The sequence below is a fragment of the Parasphingorhabdus sp. SCSIO 66989 genome (assembly GCF_032852305.1).
GTDB classification, from domain to species: Bacteria; Pseudomonadota; Alphaproteobacteria; order Sphingomonadales; family Sphingomonadaceae; genus Alterisphingorhabdus; species Alterisphingorhabdus coralli.
On the sequence record NZ_CP136594.1, the window covers coordinates 856,150 to 872,037 of the forward strand.

Genomic DNA, 15,888 nt, shown 5'->3' on the forward strand with positions numbered 1-15,888 from the left:
GGGAGGATCACCATGGCGAACAATGTGCATGGCGAATTTACATGGTATGAGCTGGTGACCAGCGATCTGGCGGCGGCTGAGGATTTTTATGGCAAGGTGGTTGGCTGGAATTTCGCTGACTCCGGTATGCCCGATACCGAATATCATTTCTTTACCGCTGGCGATGCCGGGATTGGCGGCATGATGGCATTGACTGACGAAATGAAAAGCGGCGGCGCGTCGCCTTTCTGGATGGGCTATGTTGAGGTTGATGATGTCGATGCTAGCGCCGAGGCGATCGCCAAGGCGGGCGGCATGGTCCACATGGCGCCATGGGATTTGCCCAATGTCGGCCGCATGAGCCTGATCGCGGGGCCCGATGGGGCTATGATCTATATCATGAAAGGCGAACAGCCGAGCGACAGTCCGGCCTTTTCAAAGTACGAAAAGAAAGACGGCCATTGCGCCTGGAATGAGCTGATGTGCGATGATCCGGAAGCGGCTTCCGCCTTTTATGGCGAACAGTTCGACTGGAAACACGAAAAAGCCAGCGATATGGGCGAGATGGGTACTTATCATGAGATCAAACACGGCGATTATATGATCGCCGGCATGATGCAAAAGCCTGCCGAAGCGCCGATGCCAATGTGGAACTATTATTTCCGCGTTGCCGATATCGACAAGGCGGTAGAGACGATCACAGCTGAGGGTGGTCAGGTGATGATGGGCCCGATGGAAATTCCCGGCGGTGACTTCTCAGTCAATGCTGTTGACCCGCAGGGTGCTCCCTTTGCGCTGGTGGGTGCGCGAACCTAAAAGTCTCCCTCCCCTTCAGGGGAGGGATTAAGGGAGAGGGCTGTCAGCTAGACGCAGCGCTTGTGGAAAGCCCCCTCTCCCTTCGCCGCTTCGCGGCTCTTCCCTCTCCCCTGCAGGGGAGAGGGCTATCAGACAAAAACCGCCGACTTTCTCAGCCGCTGATAGGCCTCGACCACGGCCTGCAACTGCTTCTCATACGCCCGGTTCCCGCCATTGCGGTCGGGGTGATATTTGCGCACCAGTGCCGAATAGCGCCGCCGGATCGTCTGGCGGTCGGCATCGGTGGTCAGGCCCAGCGTTTCCAGTGCTTTTTGCTCGCTGCGGTTGAACGGGTGTATGTCGTCCAGCCCTGCGGCCTCTCTGGCAGCCTGTGAGCGTGATTGCAGATTTTCCTTGAACTTCGCGCCGATGGCATCGAGCGGATCGTGGAAATCGGCCCAGCGCGGTGCATCCACCGGGGCGCTTGCAAAGGCGCGGGTTTCGCTGTCCCAGCCGCTGGCCGGACGCTGCGCTTCGTAAATCTCGTCCATGCTCATGCCCGCAAAATAATTATACCCCTGATTGAAGGCGCGGATATGGTCGAGGCAGAACCAGCGCCATTCGCCCGGGCCATCATAGCGTGAAGCCCCGGCGCGCACGTCCTCAGGCGGCGCACGGAACTCGCCCGGCTTGTTGCAGCCGGGCCAGTCGCAGCGCCGTCCGCTACCTTCATAGCGGCCATGGAAGCGGTCAGTGCGCCTGGGCATGGGAGATTGAGCGAATGGGCATGAAGCATCAATATAGGTGCTGCTTTGCCCTTGTCGATATTGCGGCTTGGTCCTAACTTGTTGAACATGGAAAAAATCAGCGTTCAGCAGGAAATCACCCAGCTTCTGACCGAGGCCTTTGCGCCGCAAAAGCTGGAAGTTATCAACGACAGCGCCAGCCATCGCGGCCATATGGGCGATGATGGCAGCGGGGAATCGCATTTCACCGTCGTGATCGAGAGCGCGGCTTTTGAAGGCGTATCCCGCCTGCAGCGGCAGCGTATGGTCAACAAGGCGCTGGGCGATCTGCCCGGTGAGCGTGTCCATGCGCTGGCTATCAAAGCCAGCGCACCGGGCGGGGCTTGAGCGTTGGCGATTGAAAAGCTCAGCCTGGATGAGGCGTTCGCCACGATAGACGGCTATTGGCAGCCGAAAATCGCCGCCGATGTCAATGATGCACAGGTTAAGCTCGCCAAGTTCAAGGGCGCGTTTGACTGGCATCATCATGAAGCTGAGGATGAGCTGTTTCTGGTTATCGCGGGTCAGATGCGCATGGGTCTGCGCGATAGTGAGGGCGAGCGCTTTACCGATCTGGACGCGGGCGAAATGATCATGGTGCCGCATGGTGTGGAGCATCGACCCGAGGCGCTCAGCGAGGAATGCCATGTGCTGATGGTCGAGCCGAACAGCACGCTTAATACCGGCAATGTCACCAATGACCGCACGGTGACCGATCTGGAGCGGCTATGAGCGTAATCAGCGAGACCATATTGCCCGTCACCCATGATCTCGGTGCCTTTGCAGTGCGGCGGATATTGCCGTCGCGCAAACGGGCGATGGTCGGCCCCTTTATCTTTGTCGATGCATTTGGTCCCGCCGAGCTTGAGGTCGGCGCTGATATGGGTGTGCGGCCGCATCCCCATATCGGGCTTGCGACTGTCACCTATCTGTTTGCCGGTGCCGTCGACCATCGCGACAGTCTGGGCACGTTTCAGACGATTTATCCGGGTGAGGTCAATCTGATGACGGCGGGCAAGGGCATTGTTCATTCTGAGCGTTCACCGGAAAGTGAAATCGGCAAGATATCCCCCATGTTCGGCATGCAGACCTGGCTGGCGCTGCCCGATGGCAAGGAAGAGATTGACCCGGCATTTGAGAATGTCGGTGCTGATGCCTTGCCGCTGATTGAGGATGCTGGCACGAGCGCAAGGGTTATTATGGGCGACCTCTGGGGCCAGTCCGCACCCACCACCTGCCACAGCCCGACCATCTATGCCGATATTATGCTGGGAGCAGGCGGCACGATCCCGATTGACAGCGATGCCGATGAACGCGCGCTGGTGCTGGTCGAGGGCGATGTCGCGATTGCCGGCATGCCGATGGAGATGTTCACCCTCTACATTCTGGCGCCGGGTGAAAAACCCAAGCTGGAAAGCATCAGCGGCGGCCGCGCCATGCTGCTCGGCGGCGCGCCCATTGGCAGCAGCCGCCATATCTGGTGGAATTTTGTCTCCTCATCAAATGAACGCATCAAACAGGCGCAGGCGGATTGGAATGCCGGGCGCTTTCCCAAGGTTCCGGGGGATGAGGAGGAGTTTATTCCCATCCCGGATGTGCCATTGACTCGTGGGCAAAGTTAGCTTCTGCCGTTCGTCTCGAGCGTAGTCGAGAGACGGCGATGCGCACGGCGTCTCGACTTCGCTCGACGCGAACGGGGACTAAGGAATCTCCTTACTCTTCTTCAGATGTCCCCAAATCCGGTTCCCTATAACCATCGGGAAAGGGCACCGGCCAGCCAAAGGCCGCATCGGCTGAGAAGCGCAGTTCATAGCCCAGCGGGCGTCCGGCCTCGCCATTGCTGAGCGTTATAAAGCCATTGCCATGGGCGGGCTGTCCTTCGATCCAGCTTTGATAATGGTCATTAGCGCCGCCATGATGAAATGCCAGCATATCACCCTCGCCATTGATCCGCGGGCCGAGGCCATGCCAGCTCAGTGGTACGCGTGTCAGCATATCGGCGCGGAGTTCAGCGGTGAGGAAAGCCTCATCCTGCATCAGCGCGAGGACAAAGCGCGCCATATCGCTGGCACTGGTCCATAGCCCGGATGCGGCTATTTCCGGGAAGGATTCATAGCCACGGGGCAGGGCCTTGGGCCTGCCCTGCTTGTCATGCGCTTTGGCGATATTGCCATGGCTTTCTGGCAACGGGCTTGCAAAAGTGCTGCGCGTCATGCCCAGTGGTTCAAACACATATGCCCGCGCCGCTTCGGCATAGGACATTCCCGTCACATCTTCTACCAGTACTTGGCTGACGGTGATCCCGCCGCCGGAATATTTCATCTTGCTGCCTGGTGTGAACAGGATGCGCACCGGCTCATGCTTGGCAGGGGCTTCGCCATTCAGCGTCTGCAAGGCTGTGGGCAGCGCTTCTTCGGGCAGAAAATCCTCAAAGCCATGCTGACTGAACCCCGAAGTGTGCGACAGCAGCATGCGCAATGTAACCTTGTGGCCGCTGCTATGTTCGTTTTCCGGCACTTTCCATGATGTCAGATAGTCGTTGATATCGGTGTCGAGATCGAGCTTCCCCTCCTGCACCAGCCGCAAGATAAGCGCCGCATTGATGACCTTGCTGACAGAACCTGCAGAAAACACGGTATTTGCATCGACCGGCTCGTCAGAGTTGGCGGATTGCGTGCCATAGCCCTTGGCAAGGATAATCTTGCCATTGTTGATGATCGCCACGCCCATGCCGGGGACACCATAATTCTCCATGCGCTGCTCTATGGTCCAGCGCTTGGCATCAGGATCGTCGCGCTCGCGCAAATTTTTGAGCTGTGTTTCAAAACGCGCAATCCGCGCCGCGTCGCTTTGGGTTGTCGCTGCATCAGGCTGCGTCTGTGAATCCTGTGCAATTGCTGCAGGCGCACATGCGCTCATCAGAGAAAGGGCGATGATGGCTTTGGGGAAGGTTTTCAGAATGAATCATCTTTCGTTTACATCTGTAGTTGAATGGGTGTCTAGTGCTGATAAAACAGTAATGACAACACTGATTAGTTGATCCGGGTTTTGTGGTTTGCTCTTGGGCTTGCAAAAGATGAGGCAAAGGCTGATGATCCGTTTATGGCCGATCATATTCCCCCCTTTGACCTTACCCGCATAGCCCTATCAACCGGCGTAGAACTGGACGTCGCTTTGGCTGGCGCAGAGGATGCGCCGCCACTGATTCTGCTCCACGGTTTTCCCGAATCGCACCGCTCCTGGCGGCATCAGATCGTGCATTTTGCCAAGACGCATCGGGTGATTGCGCCCGATCAACGCGGCTATGCCGGATCGTCCAAGCCCGAGGGCGTGAGCGAATATACGGTGCAGAAGCTGGTCGGCGATGTGGTGGCGCTGGCCGATGCGCTGGGCGTCGACACATTCGCTCTGGCGGGGCATGATTGGGGCGGGGCCGGGGCATGGGCGACGGCGCTGACGCATCCGGACCGGGTAGAGAAGCTGATTATCGCCAATGCGCCGCATCCCTATACTTATCAAAAGGCCATCTATACCGACCCGGATCAGCGTGCGGCGACGCAATATATCACCGCTTTTCGTGGGCCAGAGTTTGAGGCCTATGTCGAGCGCAAGGGCTGGGATGCCTATTATAAAGAGAATTTCGCCGACCATGTGCAGACGCCGATCCCTGAAGAGGAGCGGCAAATCTATCTGCAGCAATGGCAGACGCCCGGTGCCTTTACCGCTATGATCAACTGGTATCGCGCGAGCGCTATCACCATCCCGCCGGTCGATTATGACGGCCCGCCGCCGCCTGCGGTGCAGGCGTTTCTCGACAAGCCTTTTCCGGTGCTGAAAATGCCGGTGCTGCTGATCTGGGCGATGGATGACCATGCGTTGCGGCCGTCATTGCTCGATGGCATCCATTCGCTCATCGCCAAGCTGATGCTGGTGAAGCTGCCCGGCGGTCATTTCGTCACCTGGGAGAATCATGAGGCGGTGACGGATGCTATGGACGAGTTTCTGAATGGCGATGTCACGCCGGTGACATAGAGCGGTGCCAATTCTCGGCCAAAGGAGAATGGCCATGTCTGATGATCGCGACGTTGAAAAAAGCTATCTGAAAAAAGAGCATATCGCCAAGCTGGAGCGGCTGGTGGAGAGCCTGAAAGCGGGCAAGGCCTATACCATTCAGGTTGATGGCGAGCGGCTTTATGTCCCCGCGCGCGCCGAGCTTTCGATTGAGCATGAGCGCAATGGCGATCAGGAAGAGCTGGAGTTTCAGCTGCGCTGGACGCGCTCCTGAATTAAAAAATCCTCCCCGTTCACGGAGAGGGGGACCGCCGAAGGTGGTGGAGGGGGCGGGCCGTCTGGCGCTGCGCAAGTGGAAATCCCCCTCCGTCAGCCGCCTTCGCTAAAGCTACGGCGCCTGCCACCTCCCCGCAAGCGGGGAGGATGATGTAGTTCACGCGTCCCATTCCACCCATTTGCCATGCGCATGCGATGTACCGAGCATTGTCCAATCAGCACCGCCGGGCCAGTAGCGAGCCTTGACTTCATGGCGTATCGTTTCGCGATTGGTTTCCACCTTGATCCAGGCAAGCGGTTGCTCCGCTGTGGCCTGAGCACCAGCGGCTTCCATAGCTTCAGTAATGCGCTGTTGCGTGGTTTCGGGCAGATATTGCCAGACGATAGAGTGCATGAGCACGCGGACGGTTCCTGCTGACTGTTCTTCGGCGAGCATGGCATCGACAAAATCGGCGGCATCTGCGTGGATCAGCTTGGGCGGCTGTTTATGCGCCTCGGCTATCGCCGCTTCCATTCGCTGAAACCGGTCGCGATTTTCCGGCCATATATAGGCTGTCAGTCGCGCCGCAGCAGCCTGATCAGTCAGGTCAATCGGATTTATATCCGCGCCCTGTGTTGAGACAATCTCTATATCGCATACAGGCGGCGGCGGGCCTCGCCAGTCGGGTTGTATTCTGATTGTGGCATTGTCCGGCCCAACCGTAACCCCGGCCAGATCAAAATGAAACCGGTCCATCATCAGGTTGATCCCGGCGCTGGAGCCGAGCTCATTCAGTGTAAAGCGTGGCGGTAGGCCTTGTTTCGCCAGCCACAGCAAAGCGGCGGCGAAATTGCTCGACCGGCCTGCCTCATTGGTCTGGGGCGGGGTATCGAGCCAGGGCAGCAGAAACGCCTCATGCCGTTCGAGTGCGTTCCCGATCAGCTTTTCCGCATCGGCCAGCGCTGTGGCCTCGCCAGCATAGAGCGGCGTGAGATCGGGTTCCATGTCGGTGAGATGCAGCGCATGAAAGCCCCCGGCACAACGCAACGGCAGTGCATCCTCCAGTGCATTGCCTGCCCAGCCGAGCACCCTGCGGCCAAAGGCGCTATCGGCTGCCTGCTCCTCCTCATGCAGTAGATTGGATATCGCCGCACAGATACGTGCGGTAATCGGCGCGTCCATTGCAACCAAGAAAGCATTTTGGGTGGCAAAGGCTTTGGCCACGCTCAGAATTTCTTGTGCTTTGTCTGGTGTGCCTTCCTCCATGTCCGTTATTGCCCTTTCTGCGCCCAGCGCCTACATCGCGGCTTCTATGACACAGCCGCTTATCTTTGCCATCCCCAAAGGCCGCATCCTTGATGATGCGCTGCCCTTGCTGGCACAAGCCGGGATCGAGCCGACAGCGAATTTCTTCGACAAGGCGGATCGCTCGTTGCGCTTTGGCTCCAATCGCAATGATATGGACCTGATCCGCGTGCGCGCCTTTGATGTCGCCACTTTTGTTGCCCATGGCGCGGCACATATCGGCATTGTTGGCTCGGATGTGATCGACGAATTTGACTATGCCGATCTTTATGCACCGGTGGACCTCAATTTCGGCCATTGCCGCTTGTCGGTGGCGGAACCCAAGGAGCGCGCTCAGGCGGATACGCTCAGCCATATGAGCCATGTCCGGGTGGCGACGAAGTACCCCAATCTCACACGTCGCTATTTTGCCTCGTTGGGTGTGCAGGCCGAGTGTGTCAAACTCAATGGCGCGATGGAACTGGCGCCGTCGCTGGGGCTGGCGCATCATATTGTCGATCTGGTGGAATCGGGCCGCACGCTGAAGCAGAACGGTCTGGAAGAAACCGCCGAGATTATGCCGGTATCGGCGCGGCTGATCGTAAACCGCACGGCTTTGAAAACCCGCCATGCCGCGCTTGCGCCCCTGATTGAGCGTTTCCGTGACCTTGCCGAGGCCGGGAAGGCAGCGGCATGAGCCTGCGGCTGAACAGCAGCGACCCGGACTTCGCGGCGCAATTTGACCGGCTGGTCAATGCCCGGCGTGACGGCGATGCGGATGTCCGCCGTGATGTCAGCGCGATTATCGATGCCGTGCGCGCGCGCGGCGATGCGGCGCTGGAAGAATATACCACGCGTTTTGATGACCATAGCCTGAGCAGCAAGGGTTGGCAGATCGACGCGGCGGAGATGCAGGCCGCGTTTGGCGGACTGGATGCAGAACTGCGCGAAGCACTGGAACTCGCCGCCAGTCGCATCCGTTCCTATCATGAAGCGCAACTGCCGCAGGATCGCGACTATACTGATGAGACCGGTGTCCGCCTTGGCGCGCGCTGGAGCGCAGTAGATGCCGCCGGACTCTATGTTCCCGGTGGGCGTGCAGCCTATCCGTCTTCATTGCTGATGAACGCGATCCCTGCCAAGGTTGCTGGCGTACAACGACTGGTGGTGGTTACGCCAACGCCGAAAAGCGAAGTTAATCCGTTGGTGTTGGCAGCGGCGCATCTCGCGGGTGTCGATGAGGTCTGGCGCATCGGCGGCGCGCAAGCCATTGCCGCGCTGGCCTATGGCACGGATAAAATCTCGCCGGTGGATGTGGTTACCGGCCCCGGCAATGCCTGGGTCGCAGAGGCCAAGCGCCAGCTTTATGGCGTGGTCGGCATTGATATGGTCGCCGGACCTTCCGAGATCGTTGTGGTTGCCGATGGCGACAATGATCCCAACTGGATCGCAGCCGATTTGCTCAGCCAAGCCGAGCATGATCCGACCAGCCAGTCCATCCTGTTCACCGATGACGCGGCTTTTGCCAATCATGTTGAGGATTGCCTCAATGTGCTTGTTGGCAAGCTGGCGACGCATAAAGTCGCGCGTGAAAGTTGGGATAGCAATGGCGCGATCATCACTGTGGGCTCGCTGGATGAGGCGATGCCGCTGGTCAATCGCTTGGCGGCGGAGCATCTGGAACTGGCGGTGTCCGATCCCGATGCGCTGTTCGCCAAGGTACGCCATGCCGGATCGGTCTTTCTCGGCCGCCATACGCCCGAGGCGATTGGAGACTATGTTGCCGGCCCCAACCACGTGCTGCCAACAGGACGCCGTGCGCGTTTTTCCTCGGGGCTGTCGGTGCTCGATTTTATGAAACGCACCAGCTTTATCGGTCTGGATGAATCCAGTCTTGGCAAGCTGGGCCCCGCAACCGCCGCGCTCGCCCATGCCGAGGGTCTGCCCGCCCATGCGCTGAGTGTTGAGAAAAGGCTTGTCAAATGACCACCGCACCCCGATCCCAATCCCGCTCAGCGGCGCGCCTTGCCGCAGTGCAGGCGCTGTATCAGCGGCAGATGGAAAATACCCATTTACCCAATTTGCTGCGAGAGTTTCACGAGCATCGCCTGGGCGCGGAGATTGAGGACGCGCAATATGCCGATGCCGAGCGCGCATTCTTCGATGATCTGGTGCTGGGTGTGGAAGAAAAGCGCGATGAGATTGACGCGCTGGTGGTTGAGCGGCTGGCCGATGGCTGGACATTGGCGCGGCTCGACAAAACCATGGTGCAGATTTTGCGCGCCGGCACCTATGAACTGATCGCGCGCCCGGAAATCACCACCGGAACGGTGATCAATGAATATCTCGATATCGCCCATGCCTTTTTTGACGAGCGCGAGGCGAAGTTCGTCAACGGTCTGCTCGACGCGATTGCCAAGGCCAAGCGCGGATAGGCGAGATGGGGCAAAACACAACCGTCAGCCCCGAGCCTGTCGGAGTCGGAGACGGTGCGCAGCACCAACGGCACTTCTCGGCTTGGTGCCCAATTGAGAGGCGGACTTCGACAAGCTCAGCCCTAACGGTATTGGTGCCAGCAAGTCTGTTGCAAGCTGACGTCATATGACCGGCGAGGCGGAGTTTATCGACCATCTGCGCCACATCGCCACGCACCCGGCGGCTCGTGGGTTGAACGACGATACCGCTGTTCTCCCGCTGGCCGATCAAACACTGATCATCACCCATGATATGATGGTTGAGGGCGTGCATTGGCTGCCCAATGCCGATCCGGCGGATGTTGCCTGGAAGTTGGTAGCGGTAAATCTCTCTGATCTGGCCGCCAAAGGGGCGGTGCCTCTGGGCGTTGTGCTGGGCTTTGCATTGGCGGGAGACAACGATTGGGATGCACGCTTTGCTGCCGGACTGGAAACGGTGTTGGCAGAATACGATGTACCTCTGCTCGGTGGTGATACGGTTTCTGTGCCTGCTGATAAGACTGCGCGGGCATTGGGCCTAACTGCTTTAGGCCGCGCCACCTGCGATACTGTGCCATCGCGCAGCGGAGCCAAAGCGGGCAATAAACTCTATGTCACCGGGGCAGTGGGCGATGCGCGTGCAGGCTTTCTGCTGGCACAATCGGGTGGGGCAGGTGATCCGGCGCTGCTTACGGCATTCCATCGCCCGGCGCCGCTACTTGAACAGGGGCAGACTCTGGCCGGACAGGTTCATGCGATGATGGATGTGTCCGATGGGCTGTTGCTGGATGCGGCGCGTATGACAGAGGCGAGCGGGCTCGCGCTGACTATAGATCTGCATGCTGTGCCGCTGTCACAAGCCTATATCGCTCAACATGGCGATGATGCCGAGGCGCGACTTGCAGCCGCCAGGTGGGGCGATGATTATCAGCTGCTTTTTGCTTTGCCGCAAAATGAGAAGCCCGCAATTGCCGCAACTCCCATAGGGCAATTCACCGATGGAAGCGAGCTGTCCTTACGCTACGGCAACAAGCCTTATCCGCTGCCGGAAAAGCTGGGTTACCTTCACCGCTGATCGCTGCGTCGCTGCCACTTTGTTCAGAGCCTCCGCATAAGACTTGCTAAATCCTGTAAAGCCACCCTATACCTCTCGCCAACCCCGCCATCAGAGCGGGGCATTTATTGTCTGAAAGAAGGGGAAAGCGGGACATGACCATTGTCTTGATCGCCATTATCTGTGGCGTGCTTGCTGTTGTTTATGGAATAGTCACTAGTCGCCAGGTGCTGGCCGCCTCAGCCGGAAATGACCGGATGCAGGAAATTGCCGGCGCCGTGCAGGAAGGTGCGCAAGCCTATCTGGGTCGCCAGTATCGCACCATTGCTATTGTCGGCGTTGTGGTTGCTATCATTGTAGGGATAACGCTGGGGCTGGTATCAGCTGTCGGCTTTTTGATCGGCGCGGTGCTGTCCGGTGTTGCCGGATATATCGGCATGAATATCTCGGTGCGTGCCAATGTTCGCACCGCACAGGCCGCCAGTGAAAGCCTGCAATCGGGTCTGACTGTGGCGTTCCGTGCTGGTGCTGTGACCGGCATGCTGGTCGCGGGCCTGGCACTGTTGGCGATTGCCGTTTTCTTCTATGTGCTTGTCGGCGTAATGGGCGATGCACCCAATAGCCGTGAAGTGATTGACGCGCTGGTCGCGCTCGCTTTCGGCGCTTCGCTGATCTCTATTTTTGCGCGTCTCGGTGGCGGTATCTTCACCAAGGCTGCTGACGTCGGCGCTGACCTTGTTGGTAAGGTTGAGGCTGGTATCCCCGAGGACGATCCGCGTAACCCGGCGACCATCGCGGACAATGTTGGTGACAATGTCGGCGACTGTGCCGGCATGGCTGCTGACCTTTTTGAGACCTATGTCGTGACCGTTGGTGCCACCATGGTGCTGATCGCGCTGCTGGTGTCGGGTATCGGAGACGAGCTGCTGCTCAACCTGATGGCGTTGCCGTTGATTGTCGGCGGTGTGTGCATCATCACCTCGATCATCGGCACCTATATGGTCCGCCTTGGCAGCTCGGAAAACATCATGGGCGCGCTTTATAAGGGCTTTATCACCACCGCGGTGCTGTCCATTCCGGCGATCTACTATGTCACCATGCGTTCGCTCGGCGATATGAACACCACCATTGGCGGCGGCATTACCGGTGAGGGCGGCTTTACCGGCATGGATCTGTTCCTGTCGATGATGGTTGGTCTGGCTGTGACCGGTTTGATCATCTGGATCACGGAATATTATACCGGCACCAATTATCGTCCGGTGCGCTCGATCGCCAAATCGTCCGAAACCGGCCATGGCACCAATGTCATTCAGGGTCTGGCGATTTCGCTTGAGGCGACCGCTTTGCCGACGGTGGTGATCGTCATCGGTATCATTATTGCCTATCAGCTGGCCGGGCTGATCGGTCTGGCCTTCGCCGCGACCTCGATGCTGGCGCTGGCCGGTATGGTGGTTGCACTCGATGCCTATGGTCCGGTGACGGACAATGCCGGCGGTATCGCCGAAATGTCAGAGCTCGATGAGAGCGTACGCGACAAGACCGATGCGCTTGATGCAGTAGGCAACACCACCAAGGCCGTGACCAAGGGCTATGCCATTGGCTCAGCGGGTCTCGCGGCTCTGGTGCTGTTCTCAGCCTATACCGCTGACCTGGGGGAATTCTTCCCGAACCTTGATGTCAGCTTCAGTCTGGAAAATCCCTATGTGATTGTCGGGCTGTTGCTCGGCGCATTGCTGCCCTATCTCTTCGGCGCCATGGGCATGACCGCTGTGGGTCGTGCTGCCGGTGACGTGGTGAAGGATGTCCGTGCACAATTTGCAGCGGACAAGGGCATTATGGACGGCACCAGCCGCCCCGACTATGCCCGCACCGTTGACTTGGTAACCAAGGCGGCGATCAAGGAAATGATCGTGCCGTCCTTGCTGCCGGTGCTGGCGCCGATTGTGGTCTATTTCGTGATTACCGCCGTCGCTGGACAGGCCAATGGCTTTGCTGCCCTCGGCGCATTGCTGCTCGGCGTGATTGTCGGCGGGTTGTTTGTCGCGCTGTCAATGACCGCAGGCGGTGGTGCTTGGGATAATGCTAAGAAATATATCGAAGACGGCAATCATGGCGGCAAGGGTTCGGAAGCCCATAAGGCGGCCGTCACCGGCGATACTGTGGGTGACCCTTATAAGGACACCGCTGGTCCTGCGGTGAACCCGATGATCAAGATCACCAATATTGTTGCCCTGCTAATGCTGGCTGCGCTGGCGGCTGGGTGATCACCTAAATGACCCCTCCTCTTCAGAGGAGGGGTTGGGGTGGTGGCGAGCGAAAGCGAGCACAATAAAAGTCTGAAAGAGCATCGGGCCCTTTCAGACTAATCCCACCCCTTGCCCCTCCCTTGAAAGGGAGGGGTTTGTCTTATTTCTCCGCGCCTTCGGGTCTCCGCGTGAAATCAAAACCGCTTACGAATATCAATCTCGATAAACCGCCCGAGCGGGTCAACAAATCCCGGCTGGAACCGTAATGGCACGTTCCCCAGCGCATCTCGGACATTCTGCTGTGCATCGAACAGATTGTTGATGCGCACTGATAGCCGTGCGCCTTTGAGGAACGGCATGTTCTCGGTCCATTTGGGGCGACTGTCGAAATTGATAAAGGCACGCAGATTGACCGTGGCGATGGGGTTGAAGTCGAGACTGTCATCGCCGCCGCCAACGCCATCGACGCGGGTGCCATCTTCAAAGTCAGCGGTCACGCGCGCGCCAACGCCATTGAAGAACCAGCCACCCTCCAGCTCGACACTATGCCGCGGCACACCGCCTGCGCCGCTGATTGAGGAGCCGTTGAGCAGATCAAATTCGGCGATGCCTGGCGCGGGCAACACGGTCTCGGTGAAGCGGATGCGGTGAAATATCGAGATATTCCAGCGCCCTATGCGTGGACGGAAGCGGCGACCACCGCCGCCGGGTCTGCCGCGTGGTGGCCCGCCTGCTTGCGTTGCAGGTCCGCCATTCTGGCCAGCAGCATTGGTCGGGCCACCTTGTGGAGGTCCTCCCGCGCCTTGACCCTGCTGCCTTCCCCGACCGCGACGGCCGCCACCAAAGCCGCCCTGTGGCAGTTTGCGCCAGCGTTTGCGGTAGTTGATGCCATAGCGGACGCTGTCGCTGGTAATACGTGCAAAGTTGACCGGGCGCTGATCGACGGCGGTCAGGTTCCCTGCCGCATCGCGAAACACCCGGTCGGGGAATGCCGCTTCCACCTCAGGCGTGAGCGTTGGAAAGGCGGCGGTGGTATCAAAGCTGCGATTGCGGAAGAATTCTGCCACGATGCTCAGGCCATCAATCGTCTCAGGCCGCCAGGTCAGGCCGATTTTCACATCGCGTTGCTCCTCGGCCAACAGGTCTGCATTGCCGCCGCTAATGCTGTCGACCAGAACCGTCTGGTTATTGGTAAAGTCAAATATCGGCACATTGGGGGTAACGATTAATGGATTGCCGAGCTGACCGACGGTGGGCGCAGTTTCGGTGCGGATAAAAGAGGCTTGTAGCGTCCAGCCGGGTGTGAATTCCCAGTTCAGGCCATAGCCAAAACTGGTAAGCGTGCCGAAATCGCTCAGCTCATTAACGCCGAGATTGCCGTTGATCGAAAGCCGACCCAGCGCGCTGTTGACGCCATTGCGGTCGGCCAGCGGGATTTCCAGATTGAGCGTCCCCGCACCGATAGTACGGCCAAGGTCACTACTGCTAAAGCCAAGAGCGGTGCGATCGCTCGCGGAAAGTGAGAGATCGGTAAACTCGCCATCGGCGGTAAGCTGGACATCGCCCGTGGGCAGCGTCAGCGGTCGCATGGTGGCGGTGCCTTTCATGGTAAAGGTCTGCTGGACGCTGCGGGCAATATCCAGTTCAGGTGGTAACAGCCCAGCACCAAGAACCGGGCTGAAAGGATCGAGCGTACCTGCATCAATCGCGGTTTGCAGACCAGTCGTATCGGCCAGCCTGTCAATACGTGTTTCGGTTTCAATGCGCTCATAATCGCCGGTCAGTGACCATAAAATGCCGGGGCGGCGGCCATTAAGACTGCTCGACAGTTGAAAGGTCTCGACGTCCTGTTGCTGCAACAGCGTGCGGGGTTCATTGAGCAGACGCAGCACCTCGAGATCGGTGCCGCTGGTGTTGAACGGATTGGTGGCATCCACATCAAATATGGGCGCATTAAGCCCATTCTGACCAATCGTATCTTCGGTGCCATATACGCCATTAACGGTCAGGCTCGTGCTCGGTGACAGCTCCCAGCCAAATGTCGCACTGCTTTCAAATCGTTGGCGCGTTGGCAGCAATGTGCGAAATTCGCTGGCATCATCCGGGTCGCTGTCCACGGTGGTCAGCGAAGGATCAAATTCCGGTTGGACAATATTGCGTTCGGATTCGCGCAGCGCCGTTGCGCCCTGATACTCAATATCCAGCACGATACGATCGCCGCCATCGATATTGGTATAGGTCGCGCCAATCTCGCCCTCACCGCGTCCGCCCTGGGTCGCGATGCCATATTCGCCATCCATGGCGAAGCTGGAGAAATCATCGACAAGGATGAAGTTGATCACGCGCTGATCGGGGCGGAAGCCGTATGACAATGCCAGTTCTTCGGGGAAAATCTGCACCCGCTTGATCGCCTCGGGCGGGAATTGGGCCAGCTCGCGAAAGCCGGAGATGCGACGGCCATTGAGCAACACCGCAGGACGTCCGGAGCCGCGCCCGCGCCCGCTATTGGTTTGCGGCGAGATGACCGCGAGCAACTCACCCAGCGAGGCGACGCCATAGCTTTCAATGTCCTGCGCATCCAGCTCCTCAATCGGCGGTACTTCGGTAACCACTGCCCCGCGCACTTGGGCGCCGGTGACGACGATGTCAGCTTGCTCGTCCTCATCATCTGGTGGCAGTGGGACGTTGACTGTGCTGTCCGACGCCACGGGTTCATCGCTCTGGGCCGGGTTTTCCTGAGCCACTGCCTGATGCGACAGCAAAGCTATGGCAATAGCTATCTGCGCTGCACAGTATCGCGGCAATAACTGTTTCATTGACATGGAGCTTTCTTTGATGACGCCAGGCTGCAAGTTCAACCAACGCTTTGTATCATTCGGTATGCGTCGATATTGTTCCTCATATGCTGGGTAATCATATTGTGCGCGAGGCCTTACGGCATGAAACTCGATGAACGTCGAAAACTATCTGGCCAATGTTTATAGAAGGCTGCTCAAATCCTGCTTCAAGAGGATAATTGCCAAAA

15 protein-coding genes are annotated in these 15,888 nt (G+C 58.5%); 11 read left to right on the plus strand and 4 right to left on the minus strand.

The features are described from left to right. The first annotated feature begins 12 nt into the window (after positions 1 to 12). Positions 13 to 795 (plus strand): VOC family protein, encoded by a 783-nt coding sequence (locus tag RB602_RS03930; protein ID WP_317083141.1) that lies wholly within the window; start codon positions 13 to 15, stop codon positions 793 to 795. Positions 796 to 923: 128 nt separating this feature from the next. On the opposite strand, the gene RB602_RS03935 is transcribed toward RB602_RS03930, so the two are convergent. After that, a complete protein-coding gene (locus tag RB602_RS03935) occupies positions 924 to 1,541 on the minus strand; it encodes a J domain-containing protein (protein ID WP_317083142.1) in 618 nt (205 codons plus the stop codon). 87 nt (positions 1,542 to 1,628) lie between these two features. On the opposite strand from RB602_RS03935, the gene RB602_RS03940 reads away from it, so the two are divergent. The 3 genes from RB602_RS03940 to RB602_RS03950 are packed head-to-tail and all read left to right on the plus strand — an operon-like array spanning position 1,629 to position 3,181. After that, a complete protein-coding gene (locus RB602_RS03940) occupies positions 1,629 to 1,907 on the plus strand; it encodes a BolA family protein (protein ID WP_317083144.1) in 279 nt (92 codons plus the stop codon). A gap of 3 nt (positions 1,908 to 1,910) precedes the next feature. Further along, the gene (locus RB602_RS03945; RefSeq protein ID WP_317083146.1) at positions 1,911 to 2,291 is read left to right on the plus strand and encodes a cupin domain-containing protein; all 381 of its coding nucleotides are present in this window, start codon (positions 1,911 to 1,913) and stop codon (positions 2,289 to 2,291) included. Then, on the plus strand, positions 2,288 to 3,181 hold the full coding sequence (locus tag RB602_RS03950; protein ID WP_317083148.1) for a pirin family protein: 894 nt from the start codon (positions 2,288 to 2,290) through the stop codon (positions 3,179 to 3,181). Before RB602_RS03945 ends, RB602_RS03950 begins: the two co-directional genes overlap by 4 nt. Positions 3,182 to 3,272: 91 nt before the next feature. Here the strand turns inward: RB602_RS03950 and RB602_RS03955 are convergent, their stop codons facing one another. Continuing rightward, complete coding sequence (locus tag RB602_RS03955) at positions 3,273 to 4,478, minus strand: serine hydrolase domain-containing protein (protein WP_317083150.1); 1,206 nt, start codon at positions 4,476 to 4,478, stop codon at positions 3,273 to 3,275. 183 nt (positions 4,479 to 4,661) lie between these two features. Here RB602_RS03955 and RB602_RS03960 point away from each other — a divergent pair, with 183 nt between their 5' ends. Together RB602_RS03960 and RB602_RS03965 are read left to right on the plus strand one after the other, a co-directional pair. Further along, positions 4,662 to 5,591: an alpha/beta fold hydrolase gene (locus RB602_RS03960; RefSeq protein WP_317083151.1), complete on the plus strand. Its 930-nt coding sequence runs from the start codon at positions 4,662 to 4,664 to the stop codon at positions 5,589 to 5,591. A 34-nt stretch (positions 5,592 to 5,625) separates the two neighbouring features. Then, positions 5,626 to 5,844, plus strand: coding sequence for an amphi-Trp domain-containing protein (locus RB602_RS03965; protein ID WP_317083153.1), 219 nt, complete (start codon positions 5,626 to 5,628; stop codon positions 5,842 to 5,844). 159 nt (positions 5,845 to 6,003) lie between these two features. On the opposite strand, the gene RB602_RS03970 is transcribed toward RB602_RS03965, so the two are convergent. Beyond that, positions 6,004 to 7,050 (minus strand): DUF2332 domain-containing protein, encoded by a 1,047-nt coding sequence (locus RB602_RS03970; protein WP_317083154.1) that lies wholly within the window; start codon positions 7,048 to 7,050, stop codon positions 6,004 to 6,006. 88 nt (positions 7,051 to 7,138) lie between these two features. Between RB602_RS03970 and hisG the strand changes: the two genes are divergently transcribed. The 5 genes from hisG (at position 7,139) to RB602_RS03995 (ending at position 12,881) form a co-directional block, all read left to right on the plus strand. Continuing rightward, positions 7,139 to 7,807 (plus strand): ATP phosphoribosyltransferase, encoded by a 669-nt coding sequence (gene hisG / locus RB602_RS03975; protein ID WP_317083155.1) that lies wholly within the window; start codon positions 7,139 to 7,141, stop codon positions 7,805 to 7,807. Then, positions 7,804 to 9,096 carry a histidinol dehydrogenase gene (gene hisD, locus RB602_RS03980; protein WP_317083157.1) on the plus strand — a complete coding sequence of 431 codons (1,293 nt, stop codon included), beginning with the start codon at positions 7,804 to 7,806 and terminating at the stop codon, positions 9,094 to 9,096. The genes hisG and hisD overlap by 4 nt, the downstream gene beginning before the upstream one ends. Further along, positions 9,093 to 9,545, plus strand: coding sequence for a transcription antitermination factor NusB (gene nusB, locus RB602_RS03985; protein ID WP_317083159.1), 453 nt, complete (start codon positions 9,093 to 9,095; stop codon positions 9,543 to 9,545). Before hisD ends, nusB begins: the two co-directional genes overlap by 4 nt. Positions 9,546 to 9,711: 166 nt before the next feature. Continuing rightward, a complete protein-coding gene (thiL, locus tag RB602_RS03990; protein WP_317083161.1) occupies positions 9,712 to 10,638 on the plus strand; it encodes a thiamine-phosphate kinase in 927 nt (308 codons plus the stop codon). A 134-nt stretch (positions 10,639 to 10,772) separates the two neighbouring features. Beyond that, positions 10,773 to 12,881 carry a sodium-translocating pyrophosphatase gene (locus RB602_RS03995; RefSeq protein ID WP_317083163.1) on the plus strand — a complete coding sequence of 703 codons (2,109 nt, stop codon included), beginning with the start codon at positions 10,773 to 10,775 and terminating at the stop codon, positions 12,879 to 12,881. A 176-nt stretch (positions 12,882 to 13,057) separates the two neighbouring features. Here RB602_RS03995 and RB602_RS04000 read toward each other — a convergent pair whose 3' ends face one another. After that, complete coding sequence (locus RB602_RS04000; protein WP_317083165.1) at positions 13,058 to 15,679, minus strand: TonB-dependent receptor domain-containing protein; 2,622 nt, start codon at positions 15,677 to 15,679, stop codon at positions 13,058 to 13,060. Positions 15,680 to 15,888 lie beyond the last annotated feature (209 nt).

What these genes read in the sequence shown, in the direction of transcription:
- RB602_RS03930 (WP_317083141.1), top strand. Translation starts at nt 13, where the DNA reads ATGGCGAACAATGTGCATGGCGAATTTACATGGTATGAGCTGGTGACC.
- RB602_RS03935 (WP_317083142.1), bottom strand. Translation starts at nt 1,541, where the DNA reads ATGCCCAGGCGCACTGACCGCTTCCATGGCCGCTATGAAGGTAGCGGA.
- RB602_RS03940 (WP_317083144.1), top strand. Translation starts at nt 1,629, where the DNA reads ATGGAAAAAATCAGCGTTCAGCAGGAAATCACCCAGCTTCTGACCGAG.
- RB602_RS03950 (WP_317083148.1), top strand. Translation starts at nt 2,288, where the DNA reads ATGAGCGTAATCAGCGAGACCATATTGCCCGTCACCCATGATCTCGGT.
- RB602_RS03955 (WP_317083150.1), bottom strand. Translation starts at nt 4,478, where the DNA reads ATGAGCGCATGTGCGCCTGCAGCAATTGCACAGGATTCACAGACGCAG.
- RB602_RS03960 (WP_317083151.1), top strand. Translation starts at nt 4,662, where the DNA reads ATGGCCGATCATATTCCCCCCTTTGACCTTACCCGCATAGCCCTATCA.
- RB602_RS03965 (WP_317083153.1), top strand. Translation starts at nt 5,626, where the DNA reads ATGTCTGATGATCGCGACGTTGAAAAAAGCTATCTGAAAAAAGAGCAT.
- hisG (WP_317083155.1), top strand. Translation starts at nt 7,139, where the DNA reads ATGACACAGCCGCTTATCTTTGCCATCCCCAAAGGCCGCATCCTTGAT.
- hisD (WP_317083157.1), top strand. Translation starts at nt 7,804, where the DNA reads ATGAGCCTGCGGCTGAACAGCAGCGACCCGGACTTCGCGGCGCAATTT.
- nusB (WP_317083159.1), top strand. Translation starts at nt 9,093, where the DNA reads ATGACCACCGCACCCCGATCCCAATCCCGCTCAGCGGCGCGCCTTGCC.
- thiL (WP_317083161.1), top strand. Translation starts at nt 9,712, where the DNA reads ATGACCGGCGAGGCGGAGTTTATCGACCATCTGCGCCACATCGCCACG.
- RB602_RS03995 (WP_317083163.1), top strand. Translation starts at nt 10,773, where the DNA reads ATGACCATTGTCTTGATCGCCATTATCTGTGGCGTGCTTGCTGTTGTT.
- RB602_RS04000 (WP_317083165.1), bottom strand. Translation starts at nt 15,679, where the DNA reads ATGAAACAGTTATTGCCGCGATACTGTGCAGCGCAGATAGCTATTGCC.